This is a genomic window from Oligoflexus sp., from assembly GCF_035712445.1.
Lineage (GTDB): Bacteria > Bdellovibrionota_B > Oligoflexia > Oligoflexales > Oligoflexaceae > Oligoflexus.
Window position 1 is genome coordinate 1 of sequence record NZ_DASTAT010000092.1, and the last position, 26,482, is coordinate 26,482.

General features: G+C 51.5%; 30 protein-coding genes, 1 tRNA gene and 2 pseudogenes. 29 read left to right on the forward strand and 4 right to left on the reverse strand.

The window, feature by feature from the left end:
• Positions 1-134 (forward strand): annotated as a pseudogene (locus VFO10_RS19510) (IS5/IS1182 family transposase); the annotation flags it as partial.
• An 826-nt stretch (positions 135-960) separates the two neighbouring features.
• Positions 961-1,164: a hypothetical protein gene (locus VFO10_RS19515; protein ID WP_325143302.1), complete on the forward strand. Its 204-nt coding sequence runs from the start codon at positions 961-963 to the stop codon at positions 1,162-1,164.
• Positions 1,165-1,719: 555 nt separating this feature from the next.
• Here VFO10_RS19515 and VFO10_RS19520 read toward each other — a convergent pair.
• Positions 1,720-2,349, reverse strand: a complete 630-nt coding sequence (locus tag VFO10_RS19520; RefSeq protein WP_325143304.1) for a hypothetical protein — start codon at positions 2,347-2,349, stop codon at positions 1,720-1,722.
• A 26-nt stretch (positions 2,350-2,375) separates the two neighbouring features.
• On the opposite strand from VFO10_RS19520, the gene VFO10_RS19525 reads away from it, so the two are divergent.
• Positions 2,376-2,819, forward strand: a complete 444-nt coding sequence (locus tag VFO10_RS19525) for a hypothetical protein (protein ID WP_325143306.1) — start codon at positions 2,376-2,378, stop codon at positions 2,817-2,819.
• A gap of 497 nt (positions 2,820-3,316) precedes the next feature.
• Here VFO10_RS19525 and VFO10_RS19530 read toward each other — a convergent pair whose 3' ends face one another.
• A complete protein-coding gene (locus VFO10_RS19530) occupies positions 3,317-3,676 on the reverse strand; it encodes a hypothetical protein (RefSeq protein WP_325143308.1) in 360 nt (119 codons plus the stop codon).
• Positions 3,677-3,808: 132 nt separating this feature from the next.
• On the opposite strand from VFO10_RS19530, the gene VFO10_RS19535 reads away from it, so the two are divergent.
• The 5 genes from VFO10_RS19535 to VFO10_RS19555 all read left to right on the forward strand — a co-directional run bounded on the left by VFO10_RS19535 (position 3,809) and on the right by VFO10_RS19555 (position 8,815).
• Positions 3,809-4,528 (forward strand): hypothetical protein, encoded by a 720-nt coding sequence (locus tag VFO10_RS19535; RefSeq protein ID WP_325143310.1) that lies wholly within the window; start codon positions 3,809-3,811, stop codon positions 4,526-4,528.
• Positions 4,512-6,362 carry a terminase gpA endonuclease subunit gene (locus VFO10_RS19540; RefSeq protein ID WP_325143312.1) on the forward strand — a complete coding sequence of 617 codons (1,851 nt, stop codon included), beginning with the start codon at positions 4,512-4,514 and terminating at the stop codon, positions 6,360-6,362. Before VFO10_RS19535 ends, VFO10_RS19540 begins: the two co-directional genes overlap by 17 nt.
• The gene (locus VFO10_RS19545; RefSeq protein ID WP_325143314.1) at positions 6,359-6,559 is read left to right on the forward strand and encodes a hypothetical protein; all 201 of its coding nucleotides are present in this window, start codon (positions 6,359-6,361) and stop codon (positions 6,557-6,559) included. Before VFO10_RS19540 ends, VFO10_RS19545 begins: the two co-directional genes overlap by 4 nt.
• Positions 6,549-8,048, forward strand: coding sequence for a phage portal protein (locus VFO10_RS19550; RefSeq protein WP_325143316.1), 1,500 nt, complete (start codon positions 6,549-6,551; stop codon positions 8,046-8,048). Before VFO10_RS19545 ends, VFO10_RS19550 begins: the two co-directional genes overlap by 11 nt.
• 134 nt (positions 8,049-8,182) lie before the next feature.
• Positions 8,183-8,815 carry a hypothetical protein gene (locus VFO10_RS19555; protein ID WP_325143319.1) on the forward strand — a complete coding sequence of 211 codons (633 nt, stop codon included), beginning with the start codon at positions 8,183-8,185 and terminating at the stop codon, positions 8,813-8,815.
• Between the two features lie 38 nt (positions 8,816-8,853).
• On the opposite strand, the gene VFO10_RS19560 is transcribed toward VFO10_RS19555, so the two are convergent.
• Positions 8,854-9,399: a hypothetical protein gene (locus VFO10_RS19560; protein ID WP_325143321.1), complete on the reverse strand. Its 546-nt coding sequence runs from the start codon at positions 9,397-9,399 to the stop codon at positions 8,854-8,856.
• Positions 9,400-9,593: 194 nt separating this feature from the next.
• On the opposite strand from VFO10_RS19560, the gene VFO10_RS19565 reads away from it, so the two are divergent.
• The 21 genes and pseudogenes from VFO10_RS19565 to VFO10_RS31485 form a co-directional block, all read left to right on the forward strand.
• Positions 9,594-10,796, forward strand: a complete 1,203-nt coding sequence (locus VFO10_RS19565) for a S49 family peptidase (protein WP_325143323.1) — start codon at positions 9,594-9,596, stop codon at positions 10,794-10,796.
• Positions 10,793-11,188 (forward strand): head decoration protein, encoded by a 396-nt coding sequence (locus tag VFO10_RS19570; RefSeq protein ID WP_325143325.1) that lies wholly within the window; start codon positions 10,793-10,795, stop codon positions 11,186-11,188. Before VFO10_RS19565 ends, VFO10_RS19570 begins: the two co-directional genes overlap by 4 nt.
• 3 nt (positions 11,189-11,191) lie before the next feature.
• The gene (locus VFO10_RS19575; protein WP_325143327.1) at positions 11,192-12,220 is read left to right on the forward strand and encodes a major capsid protein; all 1,029 of its coding nucleotides are present in this window, start codon (positions 11,192-11,194) and stop codon (positions 12,218-12,220) included.
• An 82-nt stretch (positions 12,221-12,302) separates the two neighbouring features.
• Entirely contained in the window at positions 12,303-12,593 is a 291-nt protein-coding gene (locus tag VFO10_RS19580; RefSeq protein WP_325143329.1) for a hypothetical protein, read from the forward strand.
• Between the two features lie 111 nt (positions 12,594-12,704).
• Complete coding sequence (locus VFO10_RS19585) at positions 12,705-13,064, forward strand: hypothetical protein (protein ID WP_325143330.1); 360 nt, start codon at positions 12,705-12,707, stop codon at positions 13,062-13,064.
• Entirely contained in the window at positions 13,057-13,653 is a 597-nt protein-coding gene (locus VFO10_RS19590) for a phage baseplate assembly protein V (protein WP_325143332.1), read from the forward strand. Before VFO10_RS19585 ends, VFO10_RS19590 begins: the two co-directional genes overlap by 8 nt.
• A gap of 186 nt (positions 13,654-13,839) precedes the next feature.
• Positions 13,840-14,151, forward strand: a complete 312-nt coding sequence (locus VFO10_RS19595) for a hypothetical protein (protein WP_325143334.1) — start codon at positions 13,840-13,842, stop codon at positions 14,149-14,151.
• Position 14,152: 1 nt separating this feature from the next.
• Positions 14,153-14,992 (forward strand): hypothetical protein, encoded by an 840-nt coding sequence (locus VFO10_RS19600; protein ID WP_325143336.1) that lies wholly within the window; start codon positions 14,153-14,155, stop codon positions 14,990-14,992.
• Positions 14,989-15,393: a hypothetical protein gene (locus VFO10_RS19605; protein WP_325143338.1), complete on the forward strand. Its 405-nt coding sequence runs from the start codon at positions 14,989-14,991 to the stop codon at positions 15,391-15,393. Before VFO10_RS19600 ends, VFO10_RS19605 begins: the two co-directional genes overlap by 4 nt.
• Positions 15,386-15,883 (forward strand): hypothetical protein, encoded by a 498-nt coding sequence (locus VFO10_RS19610; protein WP_325143340.1) that lies wholly within the window; start codon positions 15,386-15,388, stop codon positions 15,881-15,883. The genes VFO10_RS19605 and VFO10_RS19610 overlap by 8 nt, the downstream gene beginning before the upstream one ends.
• A 3-nt stretch (positions 15,884-15,886) precedes the next feature.
• Positions 15,887-16,645 carry a phage tail sheath family protein gene (locus tag VFO10_RS19615; RefSeq protein ID WP_325143342.1) on the forward strand — a complete coding sequence of 253 codons (759 nt, stop codon included), beginning with the start codon at positions 15,887-15,889 and terminating at the stop codon, positions 16,643-16,645.
• The gene (locus tag VFO10_RS19620) at positions 16,642-17,829 is read left to right on the forward strand and encodes a hypothetical protein (RefSeq protein WP_325143343.1); all 1,188 of its coding nucleotides are present in this window, start codon (positions 16,642-16,644) and stop codon (positions 17,827-17,829) included. Before VFO10_RS19615 ends, VFO10_RS19620 begins: the two co-directional genes overlap by 4 nt.
• A 10-nt stretch (positions 17,830-17,839) precedes the next feature.
• Complete coding sequence (locus VFO10_RS19625; protein ID WP_325143345.1) at positions 17,840-18,361, forward strand: phage major tail tube protein; 522 nt, start codon at positions 17,840-17,842, stop codon at positions 18,359-18,361.
• A gap of 36 nt (positions 18,362-18,397) precedes the next feature.
• The gene (locus tag VFO10_RS19630; protein ID WP_325143347.1) at positions 18,398-18,793 is read left to right on the forward strand and encodes a hypothetical protein; all 396 of its coding nucleotides are present in this window, start codon (positions 18,398-18,400) and stop codon (positions 18,791-18,793) included.
• A gap of 68 nt (positions 18,794-18,861) precedes the next feature.
• Positions 18,862-19,011 (forward strand): hypothetical protein, encoded by a 150-nt coding sequence (locus VFO10_RS19635; RefSeq protein WP_325143350.1) that lies wholly within the window; start codon positions 18,862-18,864, stop codon positions 19,009-19,011.
• A gap of 58 nt (positions 19,012-19,069) precedes the next feature.
• Positions 19,070-22,513 carry a phage tail tape measure protein gene (locus VFO10_RS19640; protein WP_325143352.1) on the forward strand — a complete coding sequence of 1,148 codons (3,444 nt, stop codon included), beginning with the start codon at positions 19,070-19,072 and terminating at the stop codon, positions 22,511-22,513.
• 3 nt (positions 22,514-22,516) lie between these two features.
• Positions 22,517-22,957 carry a phage tail protein gene (locus tag VFO10_RS19645; protein WP_325143354.1) on the forward strand — a complete coding sequence of 147 codons (441 nt, stop codon included), beginning with the start codon at positions 22,517-22,519 and terminating at the stop codon, positions 22,955-22,957.
• Positions 22,950-23,177 carry a tail protein X gene (locus VFO10_RS19650; RefSeq protein ID WP_325143356.1) on the forward strand — a complete coding sequence of 76 codons (228 nt, stop codon included), beginning with the start codon at positions 22,950-22,952 and terminating at the stop codon, positions 23,175-23,177. The genes VFO10_RS19645 and VFO10_RS19650 overlap by 8 nt, the downstream gene beginning before the upstream one ends.
• Positions 23,174-24,160: a phage late control D family protein gene (locus VFO10_RS19655; protein ID WP_325143358.1), complete on the forward strand. Its 987-nt coding sequence runs from the start codon at positions 23,174-23,176 to the stop codon at positions 24,158-24,160. Before VFO10_RS19650 ends, VFO10_RS19655 begins: the two co-directional genes overlap by 4 nt.
• Before the next feature lie 295 nt (positions 24,161-24,455).
• Complete coding sequence (locus tag VFO10_RS19660; RefSeq protein ID WP_325143360.1) at positions 24,456-24,764, forward strand: hypothetical protein; 309 nt, start codon at positions 24,456-24,458, stop codon at positions 24,762-24,764.
• Between the two features lie 21 nt (positions 24,765-24,785).
• Positions 24,786-25,619, forward strand: a pseudogene (locus VFO10_RS31485) (recombinase family protein); the annotation flags it as partial.
• 723 nt (positions 25,620-26,342) lie between these two features.
• On the opposite strand, the gene VFO10_RS19665 reads toward VFO10_RS31485, so the two are convergent.
• Positions 26,343-26,419, reverse strand: a tRNA-Val gene (locus tag VFO10_RS19665).
• Positions 26,420-26,482 lie beyond the last annotated feature (63 nt).

A 26,482-nucleotide genomic window follows, 5' to 3' on the forward strand; every position in this document is an offset into this window, starting at 1 on the left:
AGAGAACTCACTCGTGGGCAAACCAGTTTCGAAGCCTTAAAATCAGATGGGAAAAGAAGGTTCGAAACTATGAGGCCCTATTGCATATAAGCTTTGCCCTAACGGCACTTCGGGCTGCCGGGGTTTTTGGATGAGCTCTTAGTTTGGTGAGCAAGCGGTCGAGACTGTAGGCACATGATTTATAGTAGAAGCAGCAAAATTTTATTGCAAGCTAGTCGGTCGCTATTTCGCGAAAGGCATTCTATATATCGAAGATGGCACTCAGGGCATGCAACAGCGATTTCCATTTGTTCCAGGATCGCATAAACTGGCTTTTCAAAGTCTTCTTTCATGTCATTTCCATCCAAATGATTTCTCAAGATGCACCTATTCGATCACATCCTGCTTGGGCTTGTCAGGGATATGCGGTTCCACAGAATGTCATTTGAATTGGAAGTGCAGGTGAGGGATGTTCCAGTCTTAAAACAAGCTTTGCATTTGGAGGTTATTATCCTTCGGTGGATCACAATTCAAAGCTTCAGCCTGACCAACTTTTCATCCTTCATTCTAAAACCATCTTTAGCCAAAGCCCAGTCCAGTTTCTGAGGAAGGCGGATCATTGTTTTCGGAGTCTTGCTATGAATGAACTCAAGAGTAGGAATGATAGGAAGTATGGAATCCCTGTCGGCCGAGTCAATCTTTTCAAATGACCGATGGAGGGCCTCGTCAAGGGTAGCAATACTCGCAAGGTCACACATGACTGTGTATTTTACCCAGTCGTCTGTGATCAAACGCGCTCCAAGCGCGAAGAGTTCACGTTGGGTTTAAGCATATTCAAACACAATAAGCTCCGGATCCTAGGTTCTCGAGGGTTCCTCGAATTTCTTGCTGCCAACTTTAAACATTTTCGTCGTCCTAGCATTACCGAAACGTTTGCGAGTTTGTTACGGTCAGTCACCTGCGAAAAAGGGAGAGGATGTGATGGGCATATGGGAATATAGGGTTTACAAAGAAGACGGCTGCTACACATTCCGAGAGCATCACAGTCAAGAGGATGGGGACATTTCTTATACGACACGACCTGCCTATCCCATGGCTCTTGATGACGACGAGGGCGGACCGCTCGAATCGCTTCGCTGGCAGAATCAAATGATGATGAAAGCATTGGAAAAACCTGTCATATAAGTTTCTAGCGATGAACCCTGATTTTTCATAGGGTAAAGAGGGACTCGCCGGATCCATTAGGTTATTTCAGATCGCAGTTTCTTCCTGTCTGTCGTCTCCTCCCCAGGCATTATCGCTGCTAAGCAAACCTCACGGAAAACACAAAGCCAATGCCGGGTATTGAAGCGACCAAGTCATCCAGTTTCCAAACGGCTACTTGGCAACTTTTAAAACTCGCACTGCCAATGTCGGTAAAGGAATCTTAACCTGCGAAAGGCTATCGGGGCGATGCTTCAAGCTTTCCGCAAGGTGTTTTTCTATAGATTCCGATTTGTTCTTTAACCGTGGCGATGGATGGTGCCTGCATTTTGGATCTCCTTTCGTTTCGGAGATCTTCGTCGATTGCTCAAATCATGTCACGAATCGTTGCGGAAAGGACGCGCTTCGGTGAACTCCAACTGGCAAAAAAGCTGAATTTTAGGGAGAATGATTATCGGATTACGGGCAGGCTCGCATCAAAGGTTTGACTTGAAGTGACCAGTGAAGCCACTTCAAGTCAAATTTACGTCAGAAAATCTATCGCAGCACAATACTAAAAGTACCTTCAAATTGCAGATAGAAACCGATCCCGTTCCCGCCGTTTACTTCAAAAAGCATTGTAGACGTCCCTGATTTATTCGGGTTCGCGTAGAACAGCGGGTCGACAACGTCCTGATTGAAATCCTTGATCGCAGACTTGTTTGCGCAAGTAATTCCGACCGTCAAATAGATTTCCTTTGCATTTGGATATTTCTTGGGCTCGTTTATGACCGTCCAATCTGTCGGCAATCGCCCTCCTTCGGGGCTAAATATTGCCGTGCGATCTGTACCAGCTACAATTATTGGTACACCCACCCAAGTGATGGCAAATCTTGCAACGAATCTATCGTAGGGCACGATTCCGTCATATCCGAGAATCCTGCATCTTAGAAGTTGATTTGCATCGACTTTGATAGCAAACTGCCTTCCAGCCCGAACAAAATCATCAGTAAAGTAGGTCGATGGGCGCTGATCAATCAATTGACGAAGTTGAGCAAAGTATTCCGAATCAGTTTGATTGAGCGATCTTGCTTTTTCATCGAATTGCTGTAAGTATAACTTTTTGTTTGCGTTAAAGTCTGTTTTCTTGGTTTTTGTGACTTGCGAAGCCTTTGCTTTTTTAGCCATTAAATCCTCTTGGATAGGTTGACGATATGACTATTAAATTGTACAGCATTTCGGCAGTGCTTTGTCTATATTCGTGTGCTGATGACTCGAATAGGGTTTCTATTGAAAAGCCTGGAAGCGGATCACTCGCAAATAGTTCTTCGGAGAAATCTATCATTATGAATTTCGCTGTTTCTGAAGCTTTGAAACAGAAAAAGAGTCTGAAGGTATACGTAAGCGTATATAGAAACTCGCCTGAAACTGACGGAGTCACTTTTTCTATTTCCGATCCTATTTCTTTCGACATTCACTCGTCAGCATCATCGACATCCAAAGCCAGGATCAGCTTTCTATATTTTGAAGACGACACAATAAAGGGCTACACGACAGGACTTTCCAATAGCAAATGTCCCGATCTTGATTTAAACCCGTTGAATGATACGGCCATTGATTTAAAACCTGAACTATTCTGCGAAATTGTACCTGAATGATATGGATGACCACCAATGCACTAAACTCTTTCATGCAACAGACGGCCAGCGTTGACCCCTGACTCGATCAATGCTAGCCCGTCTACGCATAGTTGCAAGAACGACTTAGCTCTCCTATACATACTTCTTAAGCAACGGCACCAAAGCATTGATAGACATAAGGTTTATGCTGCTATGGCTTGTAACGTATTGCTGCATAACAACTAAAGGCGGCCACAAGATTGTGCGCCTTGATTGGTAATATTTCAGGGACTCTATACCTGTGTAAGGCCTGCTTTATTTGGGTTTAGTGGTTTTTGGGTCCTCCCAGGGCCCGTTCGCCAATGGTTGACGATCAACTTCCCTGTCTTTGACATAATGAAAAAAATTTTGAGTCACCGTCACCATAGGCATTCTGGCGTCAAGATGCCGTCGAAACGCTCATGGGCGCTGATTTCGATGCTTGAGATCTTGGAGGTTAGCGCGTTGCAGCCGGTGATTTTGCGGTGGAATTTAGCCTAAGACAGAAGCCATGACTGGAGTCCGAGATAAAAAGCAAGAACGATCCATACGGTGACACATGGACCAATTGAGTCAGGATGATCCAGCAGTTTGAGTACCGTTGCTGTTTGTACGAGGAATGTCAGGAAGCCGAAGACTACGATTCGTTTTTGCAGCCTCTGCCTGAATTCGAGGTTTTTGCCGGAAAAAGCTTCACGAAGAGCAGACACGCCGTCCGTAAAAAAGAAGGAAAGTGCTGGCAGAAGGGCGAATAGAAAGGGCCACACTCTAATAAAAACAGGAATCTTCCATGGATACTGAGGATGTAGGGTCATTACCGCTACAATCATAATTACGAATGCCAGCGCCTTCTTCATCTATTTTCTCAATATTTATTGCTTTTCCAGTCATTTTACCTGCCCAGCTTTATACGGTCAACGAAGTTAAAATTTACTCGTAAACAAAACCGGACCTGTCAAGAGTCCAAATCTGGATGAGTGTCCGCTCTTTTGCGGACACCAACTTCCTTTCCCATGATCATGAAGCTTGATACCAGTAATCCCTATAGCTGCTGCATTGCGGCAACGGAGGAGCTTTTGCAGAAACAGACGGCATCCATTCGCGAGTTTGCGCGGATTATCGGTGTTGACCACGCAGCTGTCAGCCGCGCAGTCACAGGTGGTGATCGCCTGCGAAATTCAGTGGTGGATGAAGGTGGCAGAAAAAAGATCATCATATTTGATGGCTGCCTTGAGTGGCACCATAACAAGCATCATCGGAAAGACAATCGCAAGGACCAGGCGAGGACGACAGCAGGAACCCTGACCCCGGGAATCATGCCCCGGGAAGTCTCGTCAGATCTCGACAGCCATTATTCCGCCCTGATTAAGCAGGTCGAGCATGGAAGGCTCACCGGCCAGCTCATGCCGGCGGCAAGGTTCCAGCAGGAAGCGGCTGAATGCTTCCGCGCCTGCCGGGATACCCTGCTCAATCTTCCGCTCACAGTTTCAGAAATCGCCAAGGGCATCATGGTCCGGCTTGTTCGGGAGCAAGGTGGCGACGAAAGTGTCCAGACGATGAACCAGCCCCTGAATGATGCGGCGTTGAAAATTCGGGTTGGAGCCAAGGCCGAGGTACGCAAAGCGCTGATCCAGGCGAGCAAGATTCTGCAGGACGAAGGCAGGGAACAGTTCAAGGAGGCGATGGACACCGATGACCAAGGCCTATGAATTTCAAAGCTTTGCCAGTATCAAGCCGGTTGTTTCCGAATGTCTCCTGCCGCCAGAGGAAATCTCGATTCGTGAGCACGCGGAAAGAAATCTTTACTTGCCCGCTGGCAAGAACCCGTTCCCGGGGCTTGTCGATTTTTCCAAGACCCCATACCTTCATGAGCCACTCGACGCCCTGATGCCTGACAATGGGGTTGAGAAGGTTGTCCTTATGAAGGGCTGGCAGACCGGGGGCACCCTTTCGGGGCTCGCCTGGATGCTCTGGGTGATGGACGCCGCGCCAGCCTATATGCTCATTGTCCAGCCCAACGACGAACTTCGAAAGACCTTTTCCCAACACCGGATAAATCCCATCATTGCGCACTGCAGCTCGCTCAGGGAAAGGGTTGAGCACGAGGCGCGTAGGGAAAGGCTTGAGAAGGACAGCATTCTGACCAAGTCCTTTCCAGGTGGCTGCCTTTTCCTTGGAACAGCGACTTCAACCTCCGCTCTGAGATCTCACAGTTTTCAGTATGTGATGTTTGACGAGGTATCGGCGTATCCGGCAAACACCCAAAAGAACGGCGATCCGTGCGGACTTGCCATTGGCCGGACGTCGGCATACGAAGGCCGGAAGAAGCTATTCTATGTCTCGACCCCATCCATTGCCGGCCAGTGCCGGATAGAGGCCGAATACCTGACCACAGACCAGAGGAAATACTTCGTTCCCTGCCTTGGCTGCGGGCACATGCAGCTCATTACGGAAGCGGGAATGGATTTTTCCATGGAGCTGCCGGTTTTCCGCTGTGAGAAGTGCCATCATGCACACCTTGAGCAGGACAAGACCGAAATGCTGAAGCTCGGCGAATGGCGGCCCACCGCAAGACCAAAAACTTCCAACTGTCGCGGCTATCATCTGCCGGCGCTTTACGCGCCGCCCGGCATGTGGTCGTGGCGAAGTACCCGGGAGCAGCTGCTCAAGGGAGTCGATAATCCTGAAGAAAAAAAGGTTTACTATAACAACTGTCTCGGTCTTCCTTACGAGGATGCAGCAATCAAACCGCTGGATCCAGGTGATCTCAAAAACTGCATCGACCATTCATGGCCAACTGATCGGTTGCCAAGGGGCATCGGATACATCACAGCAGGCGTGGATACCCATCCGGATCACGTTGATATCGTGATCATGGGTTGGGGGCGTATGGGCGAAAGGTGGGTTATAGATCACCAGAGACTCCAGCGGGATTCCAATCATGAGGCCACTTGGCTGGAAGTCCACTGCCTACTGCAGCAGGAATTCCTGCATCACTCGGGAACCACGCTAAGAATCGCCGCCACCTGTATCGACACGGGTGGTCACAACACGGGCGCCGTCTATGATTTCTGTCGAGGCCGGGAACATGAATTCATCCTGGCGGTCAAAGGATCCAGCAACCGCTCGGCACCGATCATTGCAGCCGCCACATATAAAAAGGAGGCTGACATATTCCTCTTTCCCGTTGGAAAGCTCGCCACCCACGGCCGTCTTTTCTCCTCACTTGCGAGGTCCGTCAGAAAACTTGAGGAGATCAAAGCCGCCCAGAGGCGCGCAGTTGCCATGGAATATGCCGGTCCCGGCCTGATCCACTTCAGGCCAGGGCTCGACGATTCCTTTTTTAAAGAACTGACCATGCCCAAGGCCAAATGGGTTCGGCGCGATGGCAAGGATCAGCTCACCTATATGACGGTGGCTGGCATGGATGATCACGCGCATGACTGCATCCGCTATGCGGACGCCGCGCGAGAGTTCATGCATCAGGACATTGACGCCATCTGTGATCAGCTGGATGGGATCACGCGGGAGGGCACTGTATGACACTTGAGGAGCAGCTGGCATCAGTGCTGAAGGCCATAGCTGCCATTGAAGCGGGCGGCCAGGAGATTGACATCGAGGTGAACGAAAACCGGCGCCGGGTTGTCCGGGCAAAGCTAAAGGATCTTTACGATCGGGAGGCGAAGCTGAGGATGGCAATTAGAAGACGGGACGGCGGGAGCATTTATCATGTTCGATAAGGATGGAGACTCGCTATGGTCGAAATTGAAAGGAATCCTTAGCCACGGAATTCACTTTGAAACCCGGCAGGTCGATGAGCCGTACAGAACAGCATCCGGTGCCAGCATTCCGGATTGGAACCCGTCATCCTCAAATGCCGATGACGCGCTGCTTCCTTCTTTATCCGCTCTTCGCAATCAATCGCGGGATCTCGATCGCAATGAAAGCCTCGCGCGTGGCCCCATTGAAAACTACGTTACCAATGTCGTGGCGGATGGCCTAAGGCCGCAGGCCAGGATCGATCATGAGCTGCTCGGTATTTCCGAGGCAAAGGCCAGGGAGTTTGAACGAAAGGCCGAGCGGGTCTTTGAGCTTCACATGCGAAAGGACACGGCCGACTTTCATGGAAAGGCCAATTTTCAGACCATCCAGGCCCAGGTTCTGCGCGCGGCGCTGCTCGATGGGGACTGTCTTGTCATCCGTCGCCACAGGGAGCGCCCGCATGGGATCCTTCCCATCTGCGTGCAGCTGATCGAAGGGGCTCGGCTTCAAAACCCGGGTGTTATTAAAAGTCCAGGGATTGATATCAGGGAAGGGGTGGAGCTGGACAGCACAGGCATGCCGGTAGCCTATCACATCGCGAAGACCGGAGCCGATCATTTCCTTGGATCGGAAACCATGCGTGTGCCGCGCTTTGACAATTCCGGCTCGCCGACCGTCCTCCATATATTTTCCAAGCGTCTCCCTGAACAAAGCCGTGGCGAGCCGCTTCTGGCGCCGGTGATCAGGAAGTTCAAGGAGGTCTCCGATTACACCGAGGCCGAAATCAGGGCTGCTGTGGTCAACGCCTTTTTTGCGATCTATGTGACATCAGAAATGGGATCGGTGTTTGGCGATCGGGCAAACGCGCATCTTGCGCGCCAGGCTGAGGAAAAGCCAAAGGAGCGGAAGTTTCAGAAGTTTGGACCGGGTGGCCTCATGGTGGATCTTCTCCCAGGCGAGAAGGTTGACAACGGTGCTCCCGGGAGGCCAAACAGTAACTTTGATCCTTTTGTTCAGGCCGTCATCAAACAGATTGGTATTGGCCTAGGCCTTCCCTATGAAGTGCTTACCCAGCACTATAGTTCCTCTTACAGCGCAGCACGGGCTGCAATCCTGGAAGCCTGGAAGTCCTTTAAGGTCTGGCGATCATGGCTTGTGGCCGAGTTCTGTCAGCCCGCCTGGGAATGGGTGATATCCGACGCGATAGAGAGAGGACTCATTGATGCACCCGGGTTTGATGATCCACTGAAACGGCAGGCATGGCTTTCAACTCAGTGGGCCGGAACCGAGATGGGCTCGATTGATCCTCTCAAGGATGCAAAAGCGAATGAGGTTGAGGTCAACGCCGGCCTGCGCACACGGCGCTCGATATTGGAAAGTCAGGGGCGTGACTTTGACAAACATGTGCGGGACCATGAATCGGAAAGGCAAATCTTTCAGTTCTCTGAGCCTGAAACCTCAGGGTAATTTTTATGGGATAAACTGGTGGCAACTGTAAACGTTTCTACACATTTCGCTGTGGTCCAGCATATGATTACCTATGTTTTAACGCGGAATGCTATTTGCACGACTATCTCATCATCCTGATGTTGGAGTCGTACATGAGATGCAAGGCAACGGTCCTGCCATTTCTGATTGTTTCAGGGCTTTCCGTTCAATGTGTAACCTCGAGGATAGGGACGACAATTGACAATGGAAATAATGTTAAGATTGAATGCAAATACCTCACATTGGGCAGAAATACTGGCAGCTCCGAAGTTGAATGTATTATCGAGAATACAGGCAGTAAGCCTGAAACTATTGGTTTTGAAAAAGTAAGTCTTTCAGACCCTTCCTCGACAATATTGCCGGTGAACTCGAAAAAAATTCCTCAAGGGCCCAACTTGCAACCTGTTGTCGTGGTTCTTGGAGTTATTGTGATACTGGGTACTCTGGCGGTCTTGGCTTCGAAGGGAAAATCAAGCTATATTCCGAGCGTTCATTTGCGCATACCTGACTTCCCTCAGGCAGTCCAAAAAGCGACAATACAAAGCGATAACCACAAACCTTTCTCGATTGATACGATTCAAGTTGCTGCACATGGCTCGGCGAGTCTGATCTTCAAAATCAAGCATAATGCGGTCAGGCCAAAAGCCGTAATCCTTCACCTTCGTGACGTTGAAAGAAATCTTATCGAAGTTCCTATCAAAGAAACTATCCTTGGACCAAAAGGCAGGTCGAACTTTGATTACTGATGTGACTCGTTGGATTCGCTTGCCCCCGGAAGCATGGACTAGGGCTGGTATATAGCGTTTGGATTCCTATTGGTTTTTTTCCAATTAATCTCCTTTGCAAGAGACTTTTTTAGCTGTACAGGTTCCGGCGTTCTCGGATGCCGTTTATATTTTTTAAACCAGTCTTCCACATCTTTTTCCAGATTTTGAAGGACTTCGATAGAGGCACCAAACCCCTCCTGCTCGTTGTTTACAAACAAAATGAGATCTTCCAGCTCAGCATCTCCATAAGCAACTTTGTCACGAACTTTTTGTTTCGTTAACCAATAAGTTGTCACAGCAACCCTAGCGACTTCGCCCGCGGAAAAGCGCTGTGAGTTTTGAGAAATGTAGTGTACGCAGGGTTCTTTAGGGTCGCTCTCAGGACAGATATCCCTAATCTGTTTATCCAGAAAGTAAAGCTTTGAAAGATTGGCATCCGTTACTGGGGGAATTTGCAGTCCTTCGGATTCTTTTACGAGCTTCTCAAATTTGGCGAGCAAGTCTGGATTCTTCTGTGCCAAGGCAACTGAAGAACAGAGAGCCAATATCAAAAGTGCCTTCATAATTGGGATCCTCCACTAGGATCTTTATATTCTATCGCAACCGGAACGCCTTTGAAAACAGGCAGACTTCCCCTTCTCGAGCATTGTCAAATGCATTTGAATCGTCAGTGTCCGCATTCCAGCGGACACTTGAAAGCTTCACTCATCAATCATTTCAACGCTAAAGTCGACCCCAGCTTGCTATGAGGTTAATCGTGTCCATTGCTCTTAATCAAATTTTAAACTCACAATGGGCCATGACCGAGGAAGCATTGCGTCTCATGTTATCGGTTGTTGAAAGACATAGCGACATCGAGGTTCTCGAAAGAATCCGTGGCCAGAGATTTAAAGCCACAGAGAAAGCTACAATCCGGAGCGGGGTGGGAGTCATCCCGGTCCGTGGTCCTCTATTTAAACGCGCCAATCTCATGACCGAGCATTGCGGCGCGACTAGTTACGAATCGGTGCTTCGCGACTTTCATGAGATGCTGGCTTCTGTTCAGGTGCAAAGCATCATTCTTGACATCGACAGCCCTGGCGGCGAGGCGAATGGCTGCTCGGAGCTGGCTGATCATATCTTTGAAGCCCGCGGTCAAAAGCCGATTGCGGCCTACATAGGCGGCATAGGAGCTTCTGCAGCCTATTGGATTGCCAGCGCCTGCGACCGTGTCTTCAGCTCCGACTCCGCGATTGTCGGGAGCATCGGCGTCCAATCCGCGCTTAGATCCGAAAAGAATGAAGGGGAAATCCGCTTCGTTTCCAGCCAAAGCCCTAACAAAAACCGAGATCCTGGGACCGAGGAAGGTGCCCGGGAGGTGCAGTCTGTCATTGACGGACTAGCCGAGGTTTTCATTTCAAAAGTCGCCCGCAACCGGGGAGTTGGACGCGAAACGGTCCTCGAAAACTTCGGCCAGGGCTCGGTCTTCGTCGGAGCGGAAGCCCAAAGGCGCGGGCTGATTGATGAGATCACTACACTCGAAACCGTCATTGCCAATTATGGAGCCCAAGGAATGACAACGGAAAGCATCACGGCGGAATATATTGCCGCAAATCACCCGGCGATCGCCGAGCATTTCATTAACATCGGAGCGTCGAGGACTCTTGCAAGATTCGAGGCGGAACAAAAGCGCGTTGCCGGCATCCGGTCGCTTGCCGAAGGACTGGTTTCAGAGGACTTTGTGGACGCCCTAATCGAGCGAAACCTCAGCTGTCAGGAGGCGGCTGTGGAGATCCTCCAGGCAATCAAACGAAACCCGCCAAAACCCAAAGCTGATCCAAAAAAGGAGTTTGATGCTCACTTTCAGGGGCTCGACGTGCCGCCCATTCCGTCCGCTGATTCCACGTCTGAGCTGGCTGCACAGCAGGATGCAGCCATTATCCTGGCAAGAAAAATGGGAATCACAGGAGGAATGACATGAATTACGATCCACATTTTCGCGAAGTATCAAGATACGAGCCGAGGTTTCTTAATCGGGGCAATTTTCCCGCCTACCGGGGATCGGTAACGATCGAGAAGGGGCAGGTTTTGAAAAAGGGATCAGTCCTCGGCAGAAAGACTGCCAGCGGCAAGCATGTCCTTTGCTCGAGAACGGCTGAGGACGGAACCACGGCCATTTCCGATGGCAGTGAAAAGGCCCGCTGCATCCTTCAGATCGACATCGATGCCACAGCCGGCGACCGCTTTGCTCCGGTCTTCCGAACAGGAGCCTTCCTGCGTCTTGACCTCACGGTAGGCAAGGGCCACACGCTGGAAACGGTGGAGGATGATCTTGAAACGCACAATATCTATCTTGAGAACGGCGAGGACTGAGCCATGACGCTGCCGATTTACAGCACATATTATTTGAACCGCCTTATCACGCGGCTGGTTCCAAGGACGAGATACTTCCGCGACCGTTTCTTCCCTGTGGAGATTCAGTCGGACAAGGAGGAGATCTACTTTGATGAAAACCAGGACAACCGGATCGGGGCGGCTCCCTTTGTGCATCCTTTGCTCGAAGCGCCAATGTTCAGGGATGAAGGCTACTCGACCAAATCCTATAAGCCGGCCTACATCAAGGAAAAGACCGGAATCACATCCGAGGATGGTAACGACCGTCTTCCAGGTGAAGATTTTGGCGGCGAATATACCCCAATGCAAAGGGCTGAACTGAGACTCATTCAAAAGACCACCCGGCTCTATGAGCGCCTTCGTGTACGTGAGGAGCTTATGGCTCTTGAAGTCGTGAAAACCGGAAAACTCACGATCAAGGGGGAAGGCTTTGATACGGTGATCGACTTCAAGAGAGATCCAGGCCTCACTAAAAAGCTCACCGGTGACAAGGGCTGGTCCAACCCTGATTTTGCCATGACTGCATTTTTCGAAGGCGTTCAACGAGAAATGGCTTCGAAGAACTTGAACCAATCCCGTCCGCGCAAGATCATAATGGGAATCGAGGCCTTCGATATGTTCCGTGCCAATCGGGAGGTTCAAAAGCTTCTGCCGGATTACATGCGGCTCGTTGCCGATATCGGTCTCAAGCTGACGCCACAGGACTCATCCTTCGAAAATCTTCTTTACCGGGGAAACTTCGGCAATACCGAGATCTGGGTTCATGAAGGGAAGACCGATCAGAAAGCATACGACATCGGACCGAAGGAGGTGCTTTTCGCCTGTGACAATATCCAGGGCGTTCGACACTACGGGGCCATCCGGGATCTCAAGGCACAGCTGGTAGCCCGCCCTGTTTTCGTGAAGAGCTGGGAGATCGAGGATCCAAGCCAAAGGATCGTGCTGCTTCAGTCAGCGCCGCTCTTCGTTACCTATGATCCCAACACAGCAGCGCTTGTGACTGTTGCTTGAGGTGGGACACTAATACAGCGCCAACCGTTGACAATCATTAACTGAGCGCAGTTTTGCGCTCAGTACTTTGACAGAGAGCAGCATGCCGATTCCTGAACTTTGTGAACCATTCGAGCACCGGGGTCGTGAGTTACTGGCTGTATTTACTGAATTTGATGAAAAGGCAGAAGGCTTTGAACCCGGGCGCCTTACTCGGGTGATCCGGATCCTGATTTTGGATGAGGATGCGGTCCTGATGGAGAGCGGCGATGTTATCAGGCGTCTCAGGACCGGCCAGACGTATTTACTCAAACCTAAAAAAATGTCCGGCGCAGGCCTTGTGGAGATTGATCTTCACCCGGTAGATGGACGAAGCGTGGAAAGAACATTCTGAATGTTAATGGATATCCGAACCGAATTTGAACGTGCGCTGGGAACAGTGCTTCCTGAATGGAAACGCTTTTCCGCCCGGGTGCAAAGGATATCCGAGGAGGATCTGCCATGCGTGAATATGTTTCTTCACAAGGATAGGCTGATCGAGGAAGGCAATGGTCTTGAGCGGCGGCAGGTCATGATCGAAATCGAAGCCGGCTTTATAGTCAAGGCCGATGCCGAACTGGAATTATCCGACCTGCGCGCCCGTATTGAGCATGGGGTGGAGTCGAGCGAGACGCTGGTACGGAAGGCTTTAAAGCTTATTTTTATGAGTGTGGAATTCTCGCACGACATGGCGGGAAGCCAGCGCGTGGGGGTGCTCACGATGTCGGCGCGCATTGATTACGAGCGGCCGTACCCACGTCCGGCAGCGCAAATCATAAGTCCGGTCCTCAGTCCCACCATCAACGGGGAGAAGGCTGATGGATAATGAGCTGGCGGTCCAGGATCTCTCGCGGCGTATGGATAACCTTCTAAGACCAGGGAAGATCCTGGCCGTGGATTACGAAAGGGCCAGGGCCACGGTAAAGCTCGGTGAGTATCTTTTCACGACATGGCTGCCCTATTTTGCCCGTCGCGCCGGAAACACAATCGACTGGGATCCGCCTGAACCTGGCGAGCAGTGTCTTGTCCTTGCCCCGGGCGGCGAGCTGGCCGCAGGCTTTATACTGACCGGGCTTTATTCCGCGGCCCATCCGGCTCCGGTGAAGGAAAAGAATTTCACGCTAAGAAAGTATCCGGACGGTCTTGAGCTTTCCTATGACCATGCCGCCCACACGCTTACCATTTCGCGGCCTGACGATCTCAGTGTGATTGTGACAGGCTCACGTATGGAATTCTGGACAGATAAATTCGAGGTATTCAGCAGGGCAAAGGTTGGGCTTATGAAGACGATTTCCGACGCTTTGAAGTCGATCAGTAAATCCAGTACTTCAACCATGATGGGACCTCAGCCTCTTTTGCCTTCCGCCACGGAGCTGCCAGGACTTATTGAAAAAATTGATTTTTTTGGAGGATGAAGTGCCGCTTCAGGGTTCAGAACAAAGCCTCGCAGACGCGCTCAAGTCGGCAGCGAAATCTAAGGATGGGGATGCCGACAGGGCCTGGGAAAAGGTCGCCCAAACGATTATTCGTCATATCACGGAGAACGCTGTGATCACAGGCACAACGCCCAATGGCGGACCAATTATGGAGGGAAAAATCACATGATTGGAATGGACGAGATAACAGGAAAACTTATCAGTGGCGAAGCCTGGATTCGTCAGGCGGTGAGGCGGGCGATAAAAACCGGGAAAGGCTCGCGGCCGATGCTCCGCTGGTACGGGGTCAATCATCTGAAATACCTCGACCGCCAGATTACAGCCGGCTCGGTTCTGGATCTCACAGCGGACCTTTCTGACAGCATCGAGGCCACGATTCCCGGAGTAAGGCTCCGCACAGTCATCGGCCAGGAAAACGGCGAGCGGATCAAGGTCTCGCTTGAAGTTCAAACAAACAACATCGAAGTGGAAGCATAGGATGCAGCTACCCAAAATTATCGAAACCCCCGACTTTCAAAAAAGCCTTGAGGAAAACCTCGATCGCTTTACTGCGCTCGCTCGGGAGAAAATCCCAGGTTTCACAAGGCCGACTCCTGCGGACCCCGCGTACCATCTTCTGGTCGAGATCACTCTCCTTCGGGTCATAATCACGGAGAAGACTAACGCTGCGGCTTATGCGCAGCTTATAAAGCTGTCGAATGATCTCGAATTCATCTTCAAGGGCAAACTCCGTCCGGGCGAGGACTATGAAGCCTTTCGGGCGAGAATGCGCGGCACCAGGTATCTCGCTTCGCCGGCAGGGACGGTGGCCATGTACAAGGCGCTCGCATTTCTTTATGGCGAGGCCACCCTTGGCACAGGAAGGGATGCAAGATCAGCTTCTGTCAAGGATGCCCATGTTCAGGTTTCAGGCGGAGCCATTCTTGTTCATGTGCTCGTGAGCAGCGAGGCGGCTGATATGAAGGCGGCTGTGGTTTCCGCCCTGACCGAAGCCTTCAAGCAGGAAGGGGTCAAACCTGCACTGGATTCGGTGACATTCCGTGCGGCTCTCACAACGCCGTTTCCGATTGCAGCGACGATTTCCCTCATGGCGGGATTTGGTCAGGATCATAAGGCCACGATTGAGAGGAACTTCCGGGAAAGGTTTGAGGCTGAGAAGCGCCTCGGCTGGGTTCCGACCATAAGCTGGATCATTAAGGAGCTGCACCAGACGGGTGTCCGGTCCGTGGCGCTGCGCTCGCCTATGAGTAACATCCCAGTTCAGCCTGAGCGCTATGCTGTGATCTCCACACTCGATCTTACGGTGGAGATGGCATGATTGAGCCCATCTTCCGAAAGCTGTACCCGGTATTTGACCCGGAGCCGATTGAAAACATCCGGCTTCGCGCAAACCCTGAAATCAGGGAGGCCATCCTCTGGGAATACAGCCTTGAGCCGCTCCTTCCGTATGCCGTCGACCCCAAAAGGCTCGATGAGGAAATTCAGGATTTCATGCGGCTTCATGGAACCCTCTTTGCTATCCGAACGGCCATGCGCTGGGTTGGGTTTGATAGCATCAGGTTCATTCCGCTTTCCCACTTTGAATATGAAGTCGATCCCGGCCGTATTCCATCAGAGCGGGAAATTGAGGCAATTCGCGCCGCTCTTTTCGTATCAGTTCAGGCACGCGGCAAACTTAAAAGAATTTTTCATGGATCATTCGAGGTCAAATATGAGTGACGCACTCTACGTGCATGGAATCATCATCAGTCAGGCGACTGGCGAAGCCCAGGAAATCCGCTCGCCATCGACGAGTGTGGTTGGAATAGTGGGGACTGCACCGGCCAGCAGGGATCTGGCAGTCAATTTTCCTCGGGCGTTCCTCGGGAAAAAGGCCGCTCTTGACGCCATTTATCCGGAAGGAGGAGCAGGGGACAAGGGAACGCTTTTTGATGCCGTGATCGGCGTTCAGGAGCAGGGCCTTGCGCGCATGGTCCTTGTGAAGTCAGCATCGGGTTCCCAGGCCGACATTTTAAAGGCTATTGATGCCTTGCCAATGGCCAAATCGGTGACGGGCCATAAGCCCAAGATTCTGATTGTGCCTGGCTTTGGCAGTGAGATCACGCAGGACACTGTGAATCCTGCACCGGCACCAAACCCGACGCCTTCGCCCAATCCGACGCCTGCACCGGAACCCGAAAACAATCGAAACAGACCCCGGGGGACCTGATCCATGGCTGATACCGCAAATCCAATTGTGACAAAACTCGTGTACGTAGCCCGGCGCCTTAAGGCCATTGCAGTTGTCGATGGCCCGGAGGATGAAAAGGAGCTGAAAAAGTTCCGTGACCTCAATGGCAACGCCCGCCTTTATATCGTCTCGCCGAAGGTCAAGGTTGCGGCTGACGACAAAACATTTTCTGCTCCCGCGAGTTCGTATGTGGCTGGCGTATTTTCAAGAATCAACTTCTGGCAGTCGCCATCGAATCAGCCCCTTTATGGAATTCTTGGCACAAGCGTGGGGATCTCATTTGAGATGGATGATCCTGAGTCCACGGCTCAGCAGTATAACGCCATGCAAATTGCGACCCTTATCCGTGAGGATGGGGGCTTCAGGGTCTGGGGAGCAAAGGGTACAGGAAGTCCTTCGGACTCAAAAACGAGTCAGATTCAAAAGGTCCGAATTGCCGATGCCATCGAGGAAGCCATTGCCGCTTCAACACGCTGGGCGGTGGCGGCAGGGATCAATCGCGACTTCATAGGAGCGGTCGAAAGAAAGGTGAATAACTTTTTTTCAGATCTGATCCGTGAAGGGGCCATTGTCGGCGGCGAATGTAAGGGTGATGCGGAGCGCAATACAGCCGACGCTCTGGCCCGCGGCGATGTCTATTGGAAGTATAGCTTCACGCCAACGGCCGTGGCCGAGACGCTTCACTTTGAAGGATTCAACACCAATAAATACTACGAAAATTTTGGAGAAGGAGCTCAATGAATTCATTTCGTCTGATTTTATTCGCAGCCATTTTATGTTTAGGCTTTGCCGCTTTCGCCCAGCAAACAGCGCCGCTTTTTTCCGATAACGAAAGTCCTACGTTTGAAAGCACCTATCTTATCGACAACATTGGGACCAACAGCAAGGGAGGGGACCTCACGCTCAGGATCCACCAGACGGCCCCATTCGGTGAATGCAAGGACAGGTTGAACTGCCCTGCGTCAGTCATTGTTTCCGGGGCCACGGGAAATGTGAACATGCCTGTTGATGTGAATGTCCGCTCTCTTCATGTCGGAAAAAATCCGGTGATTGATGCCGGAGGAAAATGGGTGGGTCCTTCCACAGGACTCATCGGTCCCAAAGGTGACAAAGGCGATCCCGGTATTCCTGGTCCCAAGGGTGAATCCGGGCCTCAGGGCCCGCGAGGTGAACGTGGTTTTGATGGTTCTGTGGGGCCAACTGGCCCCAAAGGTGACAAGGGCGATCCCGGCATTCAAGGCCCTTCAGGGGAAAAAGGCGAAGCAGGGCCGCCCGGACTTCGTGGTGAGCGGGGCCCTGAGGGACTTCAGGGAATGTCCGGTCCCAAGGGCGACAAGGGTGATCCTGGAAAGCCCGGCGACGGCTGCTGGTACGACGATCAAACGCAAAGAATCAAATGCGGGGAGACCTGGATTGAAATCGCAAATCTCAAAGGTCCGAAAGGTGATTCCGGATCCGCAGGACCCAAGGGTGATAGAGGCGACAAGGGCGACAAGGGCGAACGGGGATTGCCAGGAGAAAGCTGCTGGTATGACGACCAGGCGCAAAGGATCAACTGTGCGGGAGGCACCTGGATTCCGATTGCTCTTCTGAAAGGACCGCAGGGTGAAAGAGGTCCGATGGGGCCTGCAGGACCAAGGGGCAGCGAAGGACCCACGGGCCCTCAAGGGCCAAAGGGAACCGTGGGCAGCTGCAGGAAGGTCCAATCTGAAACAACCCTTCTGAGCATGGCAGAGGTATCCGCCTCCTGTGATGAGGGTGAAATTCTGACTGGTGGAGGCTGCTACATCTCAAACGGAATAGGGCATCAGCTGCAGTCTTCTGTTCCTATCCTTGAGGAAGGCACATGGTATTGCGAGTGGATCTGGAAGTCAGGAGTAAGCCCACAGGCCAAAGGTCAGGCCTTTGCCACCTGCTGCAAATGAGGAGCTATGAATGTCCGTTAAATTTCCTTTGTACCTCAAAAATTTCAATCTGATCCTCGGTCCAACTGATTATGCCGGTGTCGCTGAGGAGGTCACGTTCCCAAAGATCGCCTACAAAACCGAGGAGGTGTTGAACGCCGGCATGGCGATGCCCATCAAGATGCCGACCGTGCTTGAGGCAATGGATGTGACCTTCAAGTTGAGCGAGCAGACCTTTGAAGGATTTGTTCTGGCGGGCGCTCCGACCGCAGGGCTGGTTGATGCCGTGGTTTATGGGCACATGCAAAATGCACTCGGCGCAACCTCCGAGCTGATCTATGCGATGCGCGGGACCATCCTCAAGATTGACCCTGGATCTGCAAAAAATGGGGATCTCAAGGCAGGTGTGCAGACGCTGGAGATGAATCTCATGTCGCTCGTTGTCACACGCGACAGCATTCCAATTTTCGCTGTCGATGCTCAGAACGGAGTCATCAAACACGGCCCCCTTGATCACTTCGAGTCGGCGCGAAAGAATTTGAAGCTTGGTTAATGTCATGACAATGATTTTAAGACAGGAGAATTTCAGATGATCCATAAGCTCATTCACCCCTTTGAGTACAAGGGAGAGACCTATACCGCCATTAGCCTGCCCGATGCCGCAAGGTTCAGACATCAGGTGGCATCACTACGCGTGGCAAGGGATGCCGCAGAGAAAAGTGCGGGCCTTAAGGTGGACTTATCGCTCTCTGATGATGCTCTTTTGAACCCGGATATTGTCCGCATGCTGGAGATCAACCTTGAAAGCGATCGGGCCATGATCGAAGCCTTCTGCGCGGATCTTCCGGCTGATGCGCTTGATGAACTTTCGATCGAGGACATGGAAGTGATCAACGCCCATATCAGGCGACTTATGCACCGTGAGGCCAAAGTGGGCGAGGCGGAGCATGGAAAAAAGCCGATCCGGCCCGGTCGCTCCGCATGATCATGCGGGCAGTGGCTGTGATGCGGGAGCGCTATGGTTTCACGGCCTTTGAATGCATGGAGATGACCATGGACGAATTTGAGGAATGGCTCGGGGCGCTGGATGATTCGAAAGACGATCCGACTGAGGGAGAGGTGGCGTTAAATGTCGAGACAGGTCAGCGTGTTGATCCGCGCAGCATTAGACAGCGCGTTCAAAAGCACTTTTCAAACGGCTGATGAAAGGCTTCGCGGGGTAAACTCTGCGCTAAAGGAAATGAAGCGGACCGCATCCGAAATGCGTGTGCTGGAGCGGACAAGAGACGACATCGCCGGGCTGACCGGGAAGCTTGAAGGCCAGAAAAAAGCCCTTTCAGATGTTCAGGTGAAGCTTGAGCAGCAGAAGGCAGCCTATGCCGCGCTTGATCAAAGAACTGAATCGGCTCGCGAAAAAGTGAAACAGGCAACCGAGGCTTATGCACGGCACCGCGAGGAACTCGGCAGGGAGCGGGCCGCCATTGAAGCTTCGCGGCGTCCTACAGAGGAGCAGATTGCGAGGCTTGAACGGCTTGGAAATGCCTTGAAGGAGGCCAGGGATGCGAAAGTATCCGCTGACCGCATGCTTCGCGGTGCCGAGGGAACGCTCAAAGGCAAACAGCAGTTTCTGGCCGTTATGCATTCGAAAATTGGGACCCTTGAGGCGGCCCGCAGTGCAGCAATCGAAAGAGGTGCTCCGGACGCTGAAATCCAACGGATAACCCATGCACTGGAGAAGGAAAGGCTCAAGGCCAGGGAACTCTCCGAAGCGATGCACATCTATGAAGTTGAAGTCCAGAGAGCCACAGCTGCGTCTGCTGACGCTGGTGCCAGGCTTGATGAAATGAATCGTCAGCTCTCAGAGCAGAAAAAGCTCATGTCAGGCATGCCCACGGCAGAGGAAACGGCCCGCCTTCAGGCTTTGGAGAAACAGGTTCAAGATTCCGGAAAGGCCATGTCTGAGGCCAAAAAGGAGGAAAAGGACGCCACCGACGCCCATCGCGCACATGCCAAAGCCGCCTCCCAGGCTGGGGAAAGTCTGGAGCAGCTTGAAAAGAAGGAGCGCGATCATGCGGCATCCGTGGCAGGGACTGAGCATCAAATCGCTAAAGCCAGGGAAGCGACCGAACGCTACTCGTCATCTCTTCAAAAGCAGGGGCACAATGTCGAGGATCTGACCGAGGCCCAGAGGCGGCATAATCAGGCGATTGAGCGTCAGCAGTATCTGGCCCGTCGCCAGGAAGAGCTGAACCGTCTTCGGGATCGAGCGCAGGATCTAAGATCACAGGCCATGAGCCATCTTTATTTCACGCTTGGCAGTGGCTATCTCTTTACCACTCCGCTCAGGCATGCTCTCGAATTTGAAAAGGCGATGGTCAGGGTCAAGGCCATGTCGGGTGCAAATTCTGAGGAATACAGGCGTCTCAAGGATGAAGCGAGGAGGCTTGGCTCGGAGACCATATTTTCCGCAAGGGAGGTGGCTGAAGCCTATAACGAGCTGGCCACCGCAGGCTATCGCACCAACGATATGATCGCAATCATGCCCAGCATGCTTGCCCTTTCGGAAAGCTCGATGACCTCCCTGGCTCGCACGGCTGAGATCACAAGCGAGGTGCTGCAGGGCTTTCGGATTGACGTTTCGGAGATGGCCAGGGTTGGTGATGCCCTGACGGCCGCATACTCTTCATCGGCATCCAGCCTTGAATCACTCGGGGAAATGCTGAAGTATGCTGCGGCTCCGGCCGTCGATGTCGGCTCGTCTCTTGAGCAGACCCTTGCTGCATCGTCGATCCTTCACAATACCGGCATCAAGGGGTCCATGGCGGGAACAAGCATGCGGGCCATTTTCCTTCGCATGGCCAAGCCTCCCAAGGAGCTGAAAAAGATTCTTGATGACATGGATATCAGCACCGTGGACAAGGACAACAATGTCAGAAACTGGATGGATGTTCTTTCGGATATCAATCTGAGGCTCAAGGGTGCCGGCAGCGCGAAGCGCGCCGCTGTCTCCAAGGCCCTTGGCGGCGAGGAGCATGCGCCGGCCGCCTCGAATCTTTTGGCAGCCGTGGACAGTGGTGCGCTTCGTTTCATGGAGAAAACGCTCAGGCTCGCCAGCCCATTCAACCTTATGGCCAAAAGGCTCCTTTCCATGCCAGATCAGGATCTGAAAAAGGCTTCTGACAGTCTTGGAGTCAAACTCACCAAGGCCATGAGTGGAGGCGGTATGACCCTTGCCTTCGCAGAGTCCCTCAAAGGTCTCCAGGGATCAGCTTTTGACCGGCAAATGCAAAGAATATTCAGCGAGCTGAAGCAGACGCCGAAGCTGGAGGATATCAGGCCCGATGAGTTTATGGGCACCGGTAAAAACGTCGATAGCGCTTTAAAAGCACTTCAAATCAGCCGCACTAAACCTCTTGGGGGAACAAAGACCAGCGACGAACTAACGTCCGAGATCAAAACGCGCATTCAGATGCTGCCCGTATCCGAGCAGCTGAAATTCATCGAAATTTTCTTCTCGCGCACCCGAAGCGGGATGAGGGAGCTTTTCACCGAGTTTCAAAAGGGCGGAAAGAATGCGGACCAGCTGCTCAAGGGACTTGATGAAGTTCTCAACATGGAAAAGTCAAAGAAAGGCCTCAGCGAATCGACCATCAATGATCTTAAAAAGCTGGAAAGCGCCTGGGATGACATCAAAATCTCGCTCGGAAATTCCCTGATCCCCATGCTGAAGGACCTTCTTATCTCAATTCAACCCATCGTCGATGGCCTGGGCAAATGGCTGAGGGAGAACCAGACGATGGCCAAAAACATCATGCTCGGCGTCGGATCTCTCTTTGCATTCAGCGCGGCCATGGCAGTGGCGAAATTTGCGCTGTCGGGTTTCGTTGACCTCTGGCGCATCGGGAAATGGGCCGGAGGGCTTTTTGGTCCTGGAACCCGTGGCCGCGCGGCCGCTGGATGGCTCAGGACAGGCGTTGGAATTGGAAAAAACTTTCTTGTGGAAGGACTCGTCAAATCAGGCTCCCTTGCCCGCTTCTCGCTCGGCTTGATCATGAACGCCGCCCGCGCGGCAGGTGCTGCTCTTTTAGCCATGGGGCCTGCTGGATGGGCTGTGGCCGCTGCCGTCGCAGCTGTCGCGGCAGCCGGGATCTATCTCTGGCGGAACTGGGATGAGATCGGGCCAAAACTTAAAAAGACCTGGTTCAGTATGAAGGCCTGGTTTCAAAGTCTCTGGGCGTCGATCGCCAATACTGCCGGCGCCGCCTGGGGCTGGATTCTCGGAAAGATCAGCATGGATCCCCTCCTCTGGGTGAGGGAAAAATGGGAACGTTTCCTTGAGTTTTTCAAAGGAATTTATGCGCGCATCAGGCCTCATGTCTCAGGGATTTTCCCATGGATGGAGAATGCCGGATCCGATGTCAAAGGCTTTCTATCGGATGCTGCCTCCGCAGGGAAGGAAGTGATTGGAAGCATGTTTGATTTTTCCGGGTTCAAATATGTGGCGCCACCATCGGAGGCGATTGAGAAGGCTGCAGGAGAAACGGCAGTCACCCAGCGCAATGTGATCACGGTCAACGCCACAATTCATGTGGAGGCCGGACCTGCAGCACCGCTGCAGGTGGCCAGCCGAATCAAAGGCGAAATCCAGTCGGCATTCCGAAGCGTTCCCTCCTTTTCATTTCTTGATCCGGTTATAGTGAGCTGAAAGATGGCATTTGATCCGATTCCGCTTTTCAAAAAAGAGGTTTTTGCAAGGCTCGGGGATTTCAGTTTCGAGCTTCTGACGCTCTCCCCGGAGAAGGTCGAGCGTGAAACAGGCTACAGGTGGGTGAAGCAGGAGCCCATCGGCGCGCCTGCCATTCACCAATACATCGGGGCCATGGGAAAAATTGCGGCACCTGCCGAGGATAAACTGACCATTGCCGGTGTTCTGCACCCGGAATTTTCCGGACGGATTGATCACTTGAAAAGGCTGCGGGACATGGCCGCCTCGGGAAAGCCGCAGCGGCTCATCTATGCCGACACCGAAATCGGACAGAACATGGGCCTATGGATCATTCAGAAGATCAAGGAATCACGCTCGATCTTTTATGGCGACGGCATTCCGCGCCGCATTGAATTCAGCCTGGAGCTTGAGTTTTATGGCTGAATGGCAGCTCAGGGATGGGGATGAACTCGATCACATCTGCTGGAGGCATTATGGGGATCTACCCGGCGCGCTCGAAGCGGTGCTGAGAGCCAACTGGGAAAGCCTTCATCTTTTCGATGATCTTGGAGAGGTGAAACTCCTTCAAAGCGTGGCTTTCATGAACCTTCCCGACTTGAAACGACCAACCAATATTTCAAACAGCATAAGGCTATTCGAATGATTCCAAACTTTCGTATTGAAACAAGTGGCAAGGATCTGACCGAGGCGATCCGCTCACGGCTTTTAAGACTGACGGTTAAGGACGAGGCATCCTGGAAGTCCGATGCAATGACCCTGGAGCTGATCGACGATGGCATCGAATGGCCAGAGGCCGGCCAGGAATTTTCCATAGCACTTGGCTATGACAATGTCCTAACGAGCGTCGGACGCTTTGCCACAAAGCATGTCGGCGTAGCCATGGATGGCAGGCGTATCCTTAAAATTGAGGCTGCTGCCATGGAGCAGAGCTCATCCCTTAAGAGTCAGCGGGAGCAGTCCTGGGACGGGACCACGCTTGGCGCCATCGCGGAGGAAATCGCACGAAGAAATGGGCTCAAACCGGCTATCTTTGACGAGCTGAAATCCATTGTGATTGAACACGAGGACCAGACCGAATCCGATCTGGCCTTTCTTTGCCGCCTTGGACGCCGTCATGACCTTACGATCAAGGTCAGCGGTCGGTATTTGATGCTGACTCCCGCCGATAGAAGCGGAGCTGATCCGGACGGCACCATCCCTGTCATCCGCATCGAAAAGCCAATCCGGTTCGAATACTCAGGCGATCAAACAAGCCGCTACACCGGGGTCCGTGCCTTCTGGTACGACAATGACTTTGGGGAGAAGCGTCATGTCATGTACGGCAAAGAAGGAGTTGTGCTTGAACTTGAGTACAACAAGATCACGGAAGCAGGCGCGCGCAAGGCAGCTGAGACAAAATTCCGTGAAGTGGTACGCAAAGGGAAGACCCTTACACTCACAGTCCCCGGCAACGTGCAGCTGGCTGCCGAACGGAAAATTGATGTCCAAGGCTTCGGGGCTGGCATTGATGGGGAATGGGTGATCAAGTCGGTGGAGCATGCGATCGATGGCACTGGGTTCGCGAGCAAAGTCGAGTGCTGCGTTGATGGCTACGAGGCCTTTATCAAGCCGGATTATGAGGAGTGATTACTATGTCTTTCAGACCGTCAATATTTGTAATAGAGCAGCGCATCCTTAAGTATTTGGCAGATAGGGGAGAAGAGGCGACGCTAGCGGAAATCAAACAAAATGTTAAAGGTAGGAATAGAACAATCATTGAAGTGCTTAAAGACCTTGTTGAGAGTTCGGATGTGAATCGTAAGGGCTTTGGCATAAGAGATGCGCCCTTTCGTTTTACACTGAGTAAGCCCATCAGACCAAGGCCGAGATCTCGTGAGCCCTTTCGTCAATTGCTTAACGAAGACACTGTGGAGGTATTTATATGAATCCACAAGAGTTTATAAAGCGATTGGGCGAACTTGGCATCTTCTTGGAAGTACGCGGTGAAGACCTTTGCGTTCGAGGGAAACGTGAACGGCTTACTAGCAAACAGATGCAGGAGATAAGCGATAGGAAAGCGAGCATCATAACAACTCTGAAGAACCAAGATCCAAGCGATAGCAAATCTATGGATTTGAGAGGATGTGATAGTGACGCAAAAAATTTGATTGAATTGAATCCGCAAGAGTTTGAGAATGTCGTCCAAGTTTTCCGTACATTGTTTTCATGGAAAACATCAAATACACCATGATTCGGAAAATAAGGAGCGTAAATGACAGCATGGAAGCTAAGCTCGAACCGTCGTTCGGTGGCCATTCTTCGAGTCAGCAGTAGGAAGCAGACAGATAATACCAGCCATGAGGTTCAAGAGAGAGAAGTTGCAGATTATGCCAAATCTAACGGGCTGAATCTCGTTAAAGTTTATAAAATCACTGAATCGGCAAGACACTCCAAAAATAGAAAGCAATATCGAGCGGCCCTCGACTTCATCTTGTCAGAGGGAGTTCGACATATTCTGTTCTATATGCAAGACCGGGAAGCAAGAAATCTTCAGGATCTTGAAGATAATGAAAATCTCATTAAAAATGATCAGATCGTAATCCACTACGTTCACGATCGCCGCGTCTTGGACAAAAATAGTCCCGAATCTGAGTTTTTTTCAAGGGATGTCCATGGTGTGATGAATAAGAATCTATCCCGCGTTATATCTGCCAAAGTAAAAGACTCAATGCGATATCGGGCTCAAATGGGCTGGTTTCCTGGTGGTCTTGTTCCCCTAGGGTATACCTATGTTAGGCCCAAGGGGGCTGATGGCCGTGAGATAAGGCGTGCGCCTGCGACGATCGAGGTGGATCCAAATGAAACCCATGTGAGGCTTGTACGTAGAGAATTTGAACTCAAGGCCCAAGGCTATTCGTTAGATAAGATTCGAGAATCCAACATAGCATCCGGTTTAGTCCCTAACTATATGCTTCCGACCTACCATAGGACATCAATTGATGTACGGCTTCATAATAGATTCTATGTTGGCAAATTCATGTGGGAAGGCGTGGAGTATGATGGGAAGCACCCGTTAATTATCCCGCGAGACCTGTGGAATGCCGTAGCCGCGAGTTTTGAGGATGGAATCCGTGCAAGCCCAATTACCAATGAACACGGGATCTTTTCGGGTTTCTTACGCTGCGCAGATCCACAATGTGGATGTTTGATCACCTACGACCCTAAAACAAAAGTCATTGCAAAAACGGGAGAAAAAAAGACTTACCATCTATATCGCTGTGGGAATGGTCGCAGAGTCCACTCGTCGTTTAAAGGAAGCTACGTGTCAGAGGAAAGCCTCTGGGAGCAGTTTGGAAAGGCGGTTGATACTCTGATGGTAACTGAAGAATTGGCAAAGGCAGTAGCCGACGAGTTAAATAAATCTGACCATAAATTGATAGACGAAACACGACGCGAAATAAAGAGTCTGGAGGAGTCACTTCGAGGACTGGAAGCCAATAACAATCGAATATTTGACCTATACCTCGGCGGGAAAATTGATGACCAGGAATATAAGATCCAAAAAGCTAGAATCAGAGATCAGAAGAGCCAGGTTGTGCGTGAGATAGACACACTTAAAGCTAGGACCGACAAAAAATCCCAAGTTTCGGCCAAGACAATTTTCGAACTGTGTAATGAAGCGAAAACATTGTGGAAAGACAAGGCACCAGTTGAAAAGCGGAACTTTCTAAAAAGGATACTTTCGAACCAGAAGTTGGAGGGTCAAACACTGCGATATAATTTAAAAAAACCATTCGCAGTGTTAGTAGAAATGCAGAATTCGCTTGACTGGTGGGCGTTCACAGATTCGAACTGTGGACCCTTAGCTTGTAAGGCTAATGCTCTAACCAACTGAGCTAAACGCCCGATCCTCAAACGAGGAATGGGTTATCGCAGAATTCAAAAGTACTGTCAACCCACTTCTTCCTC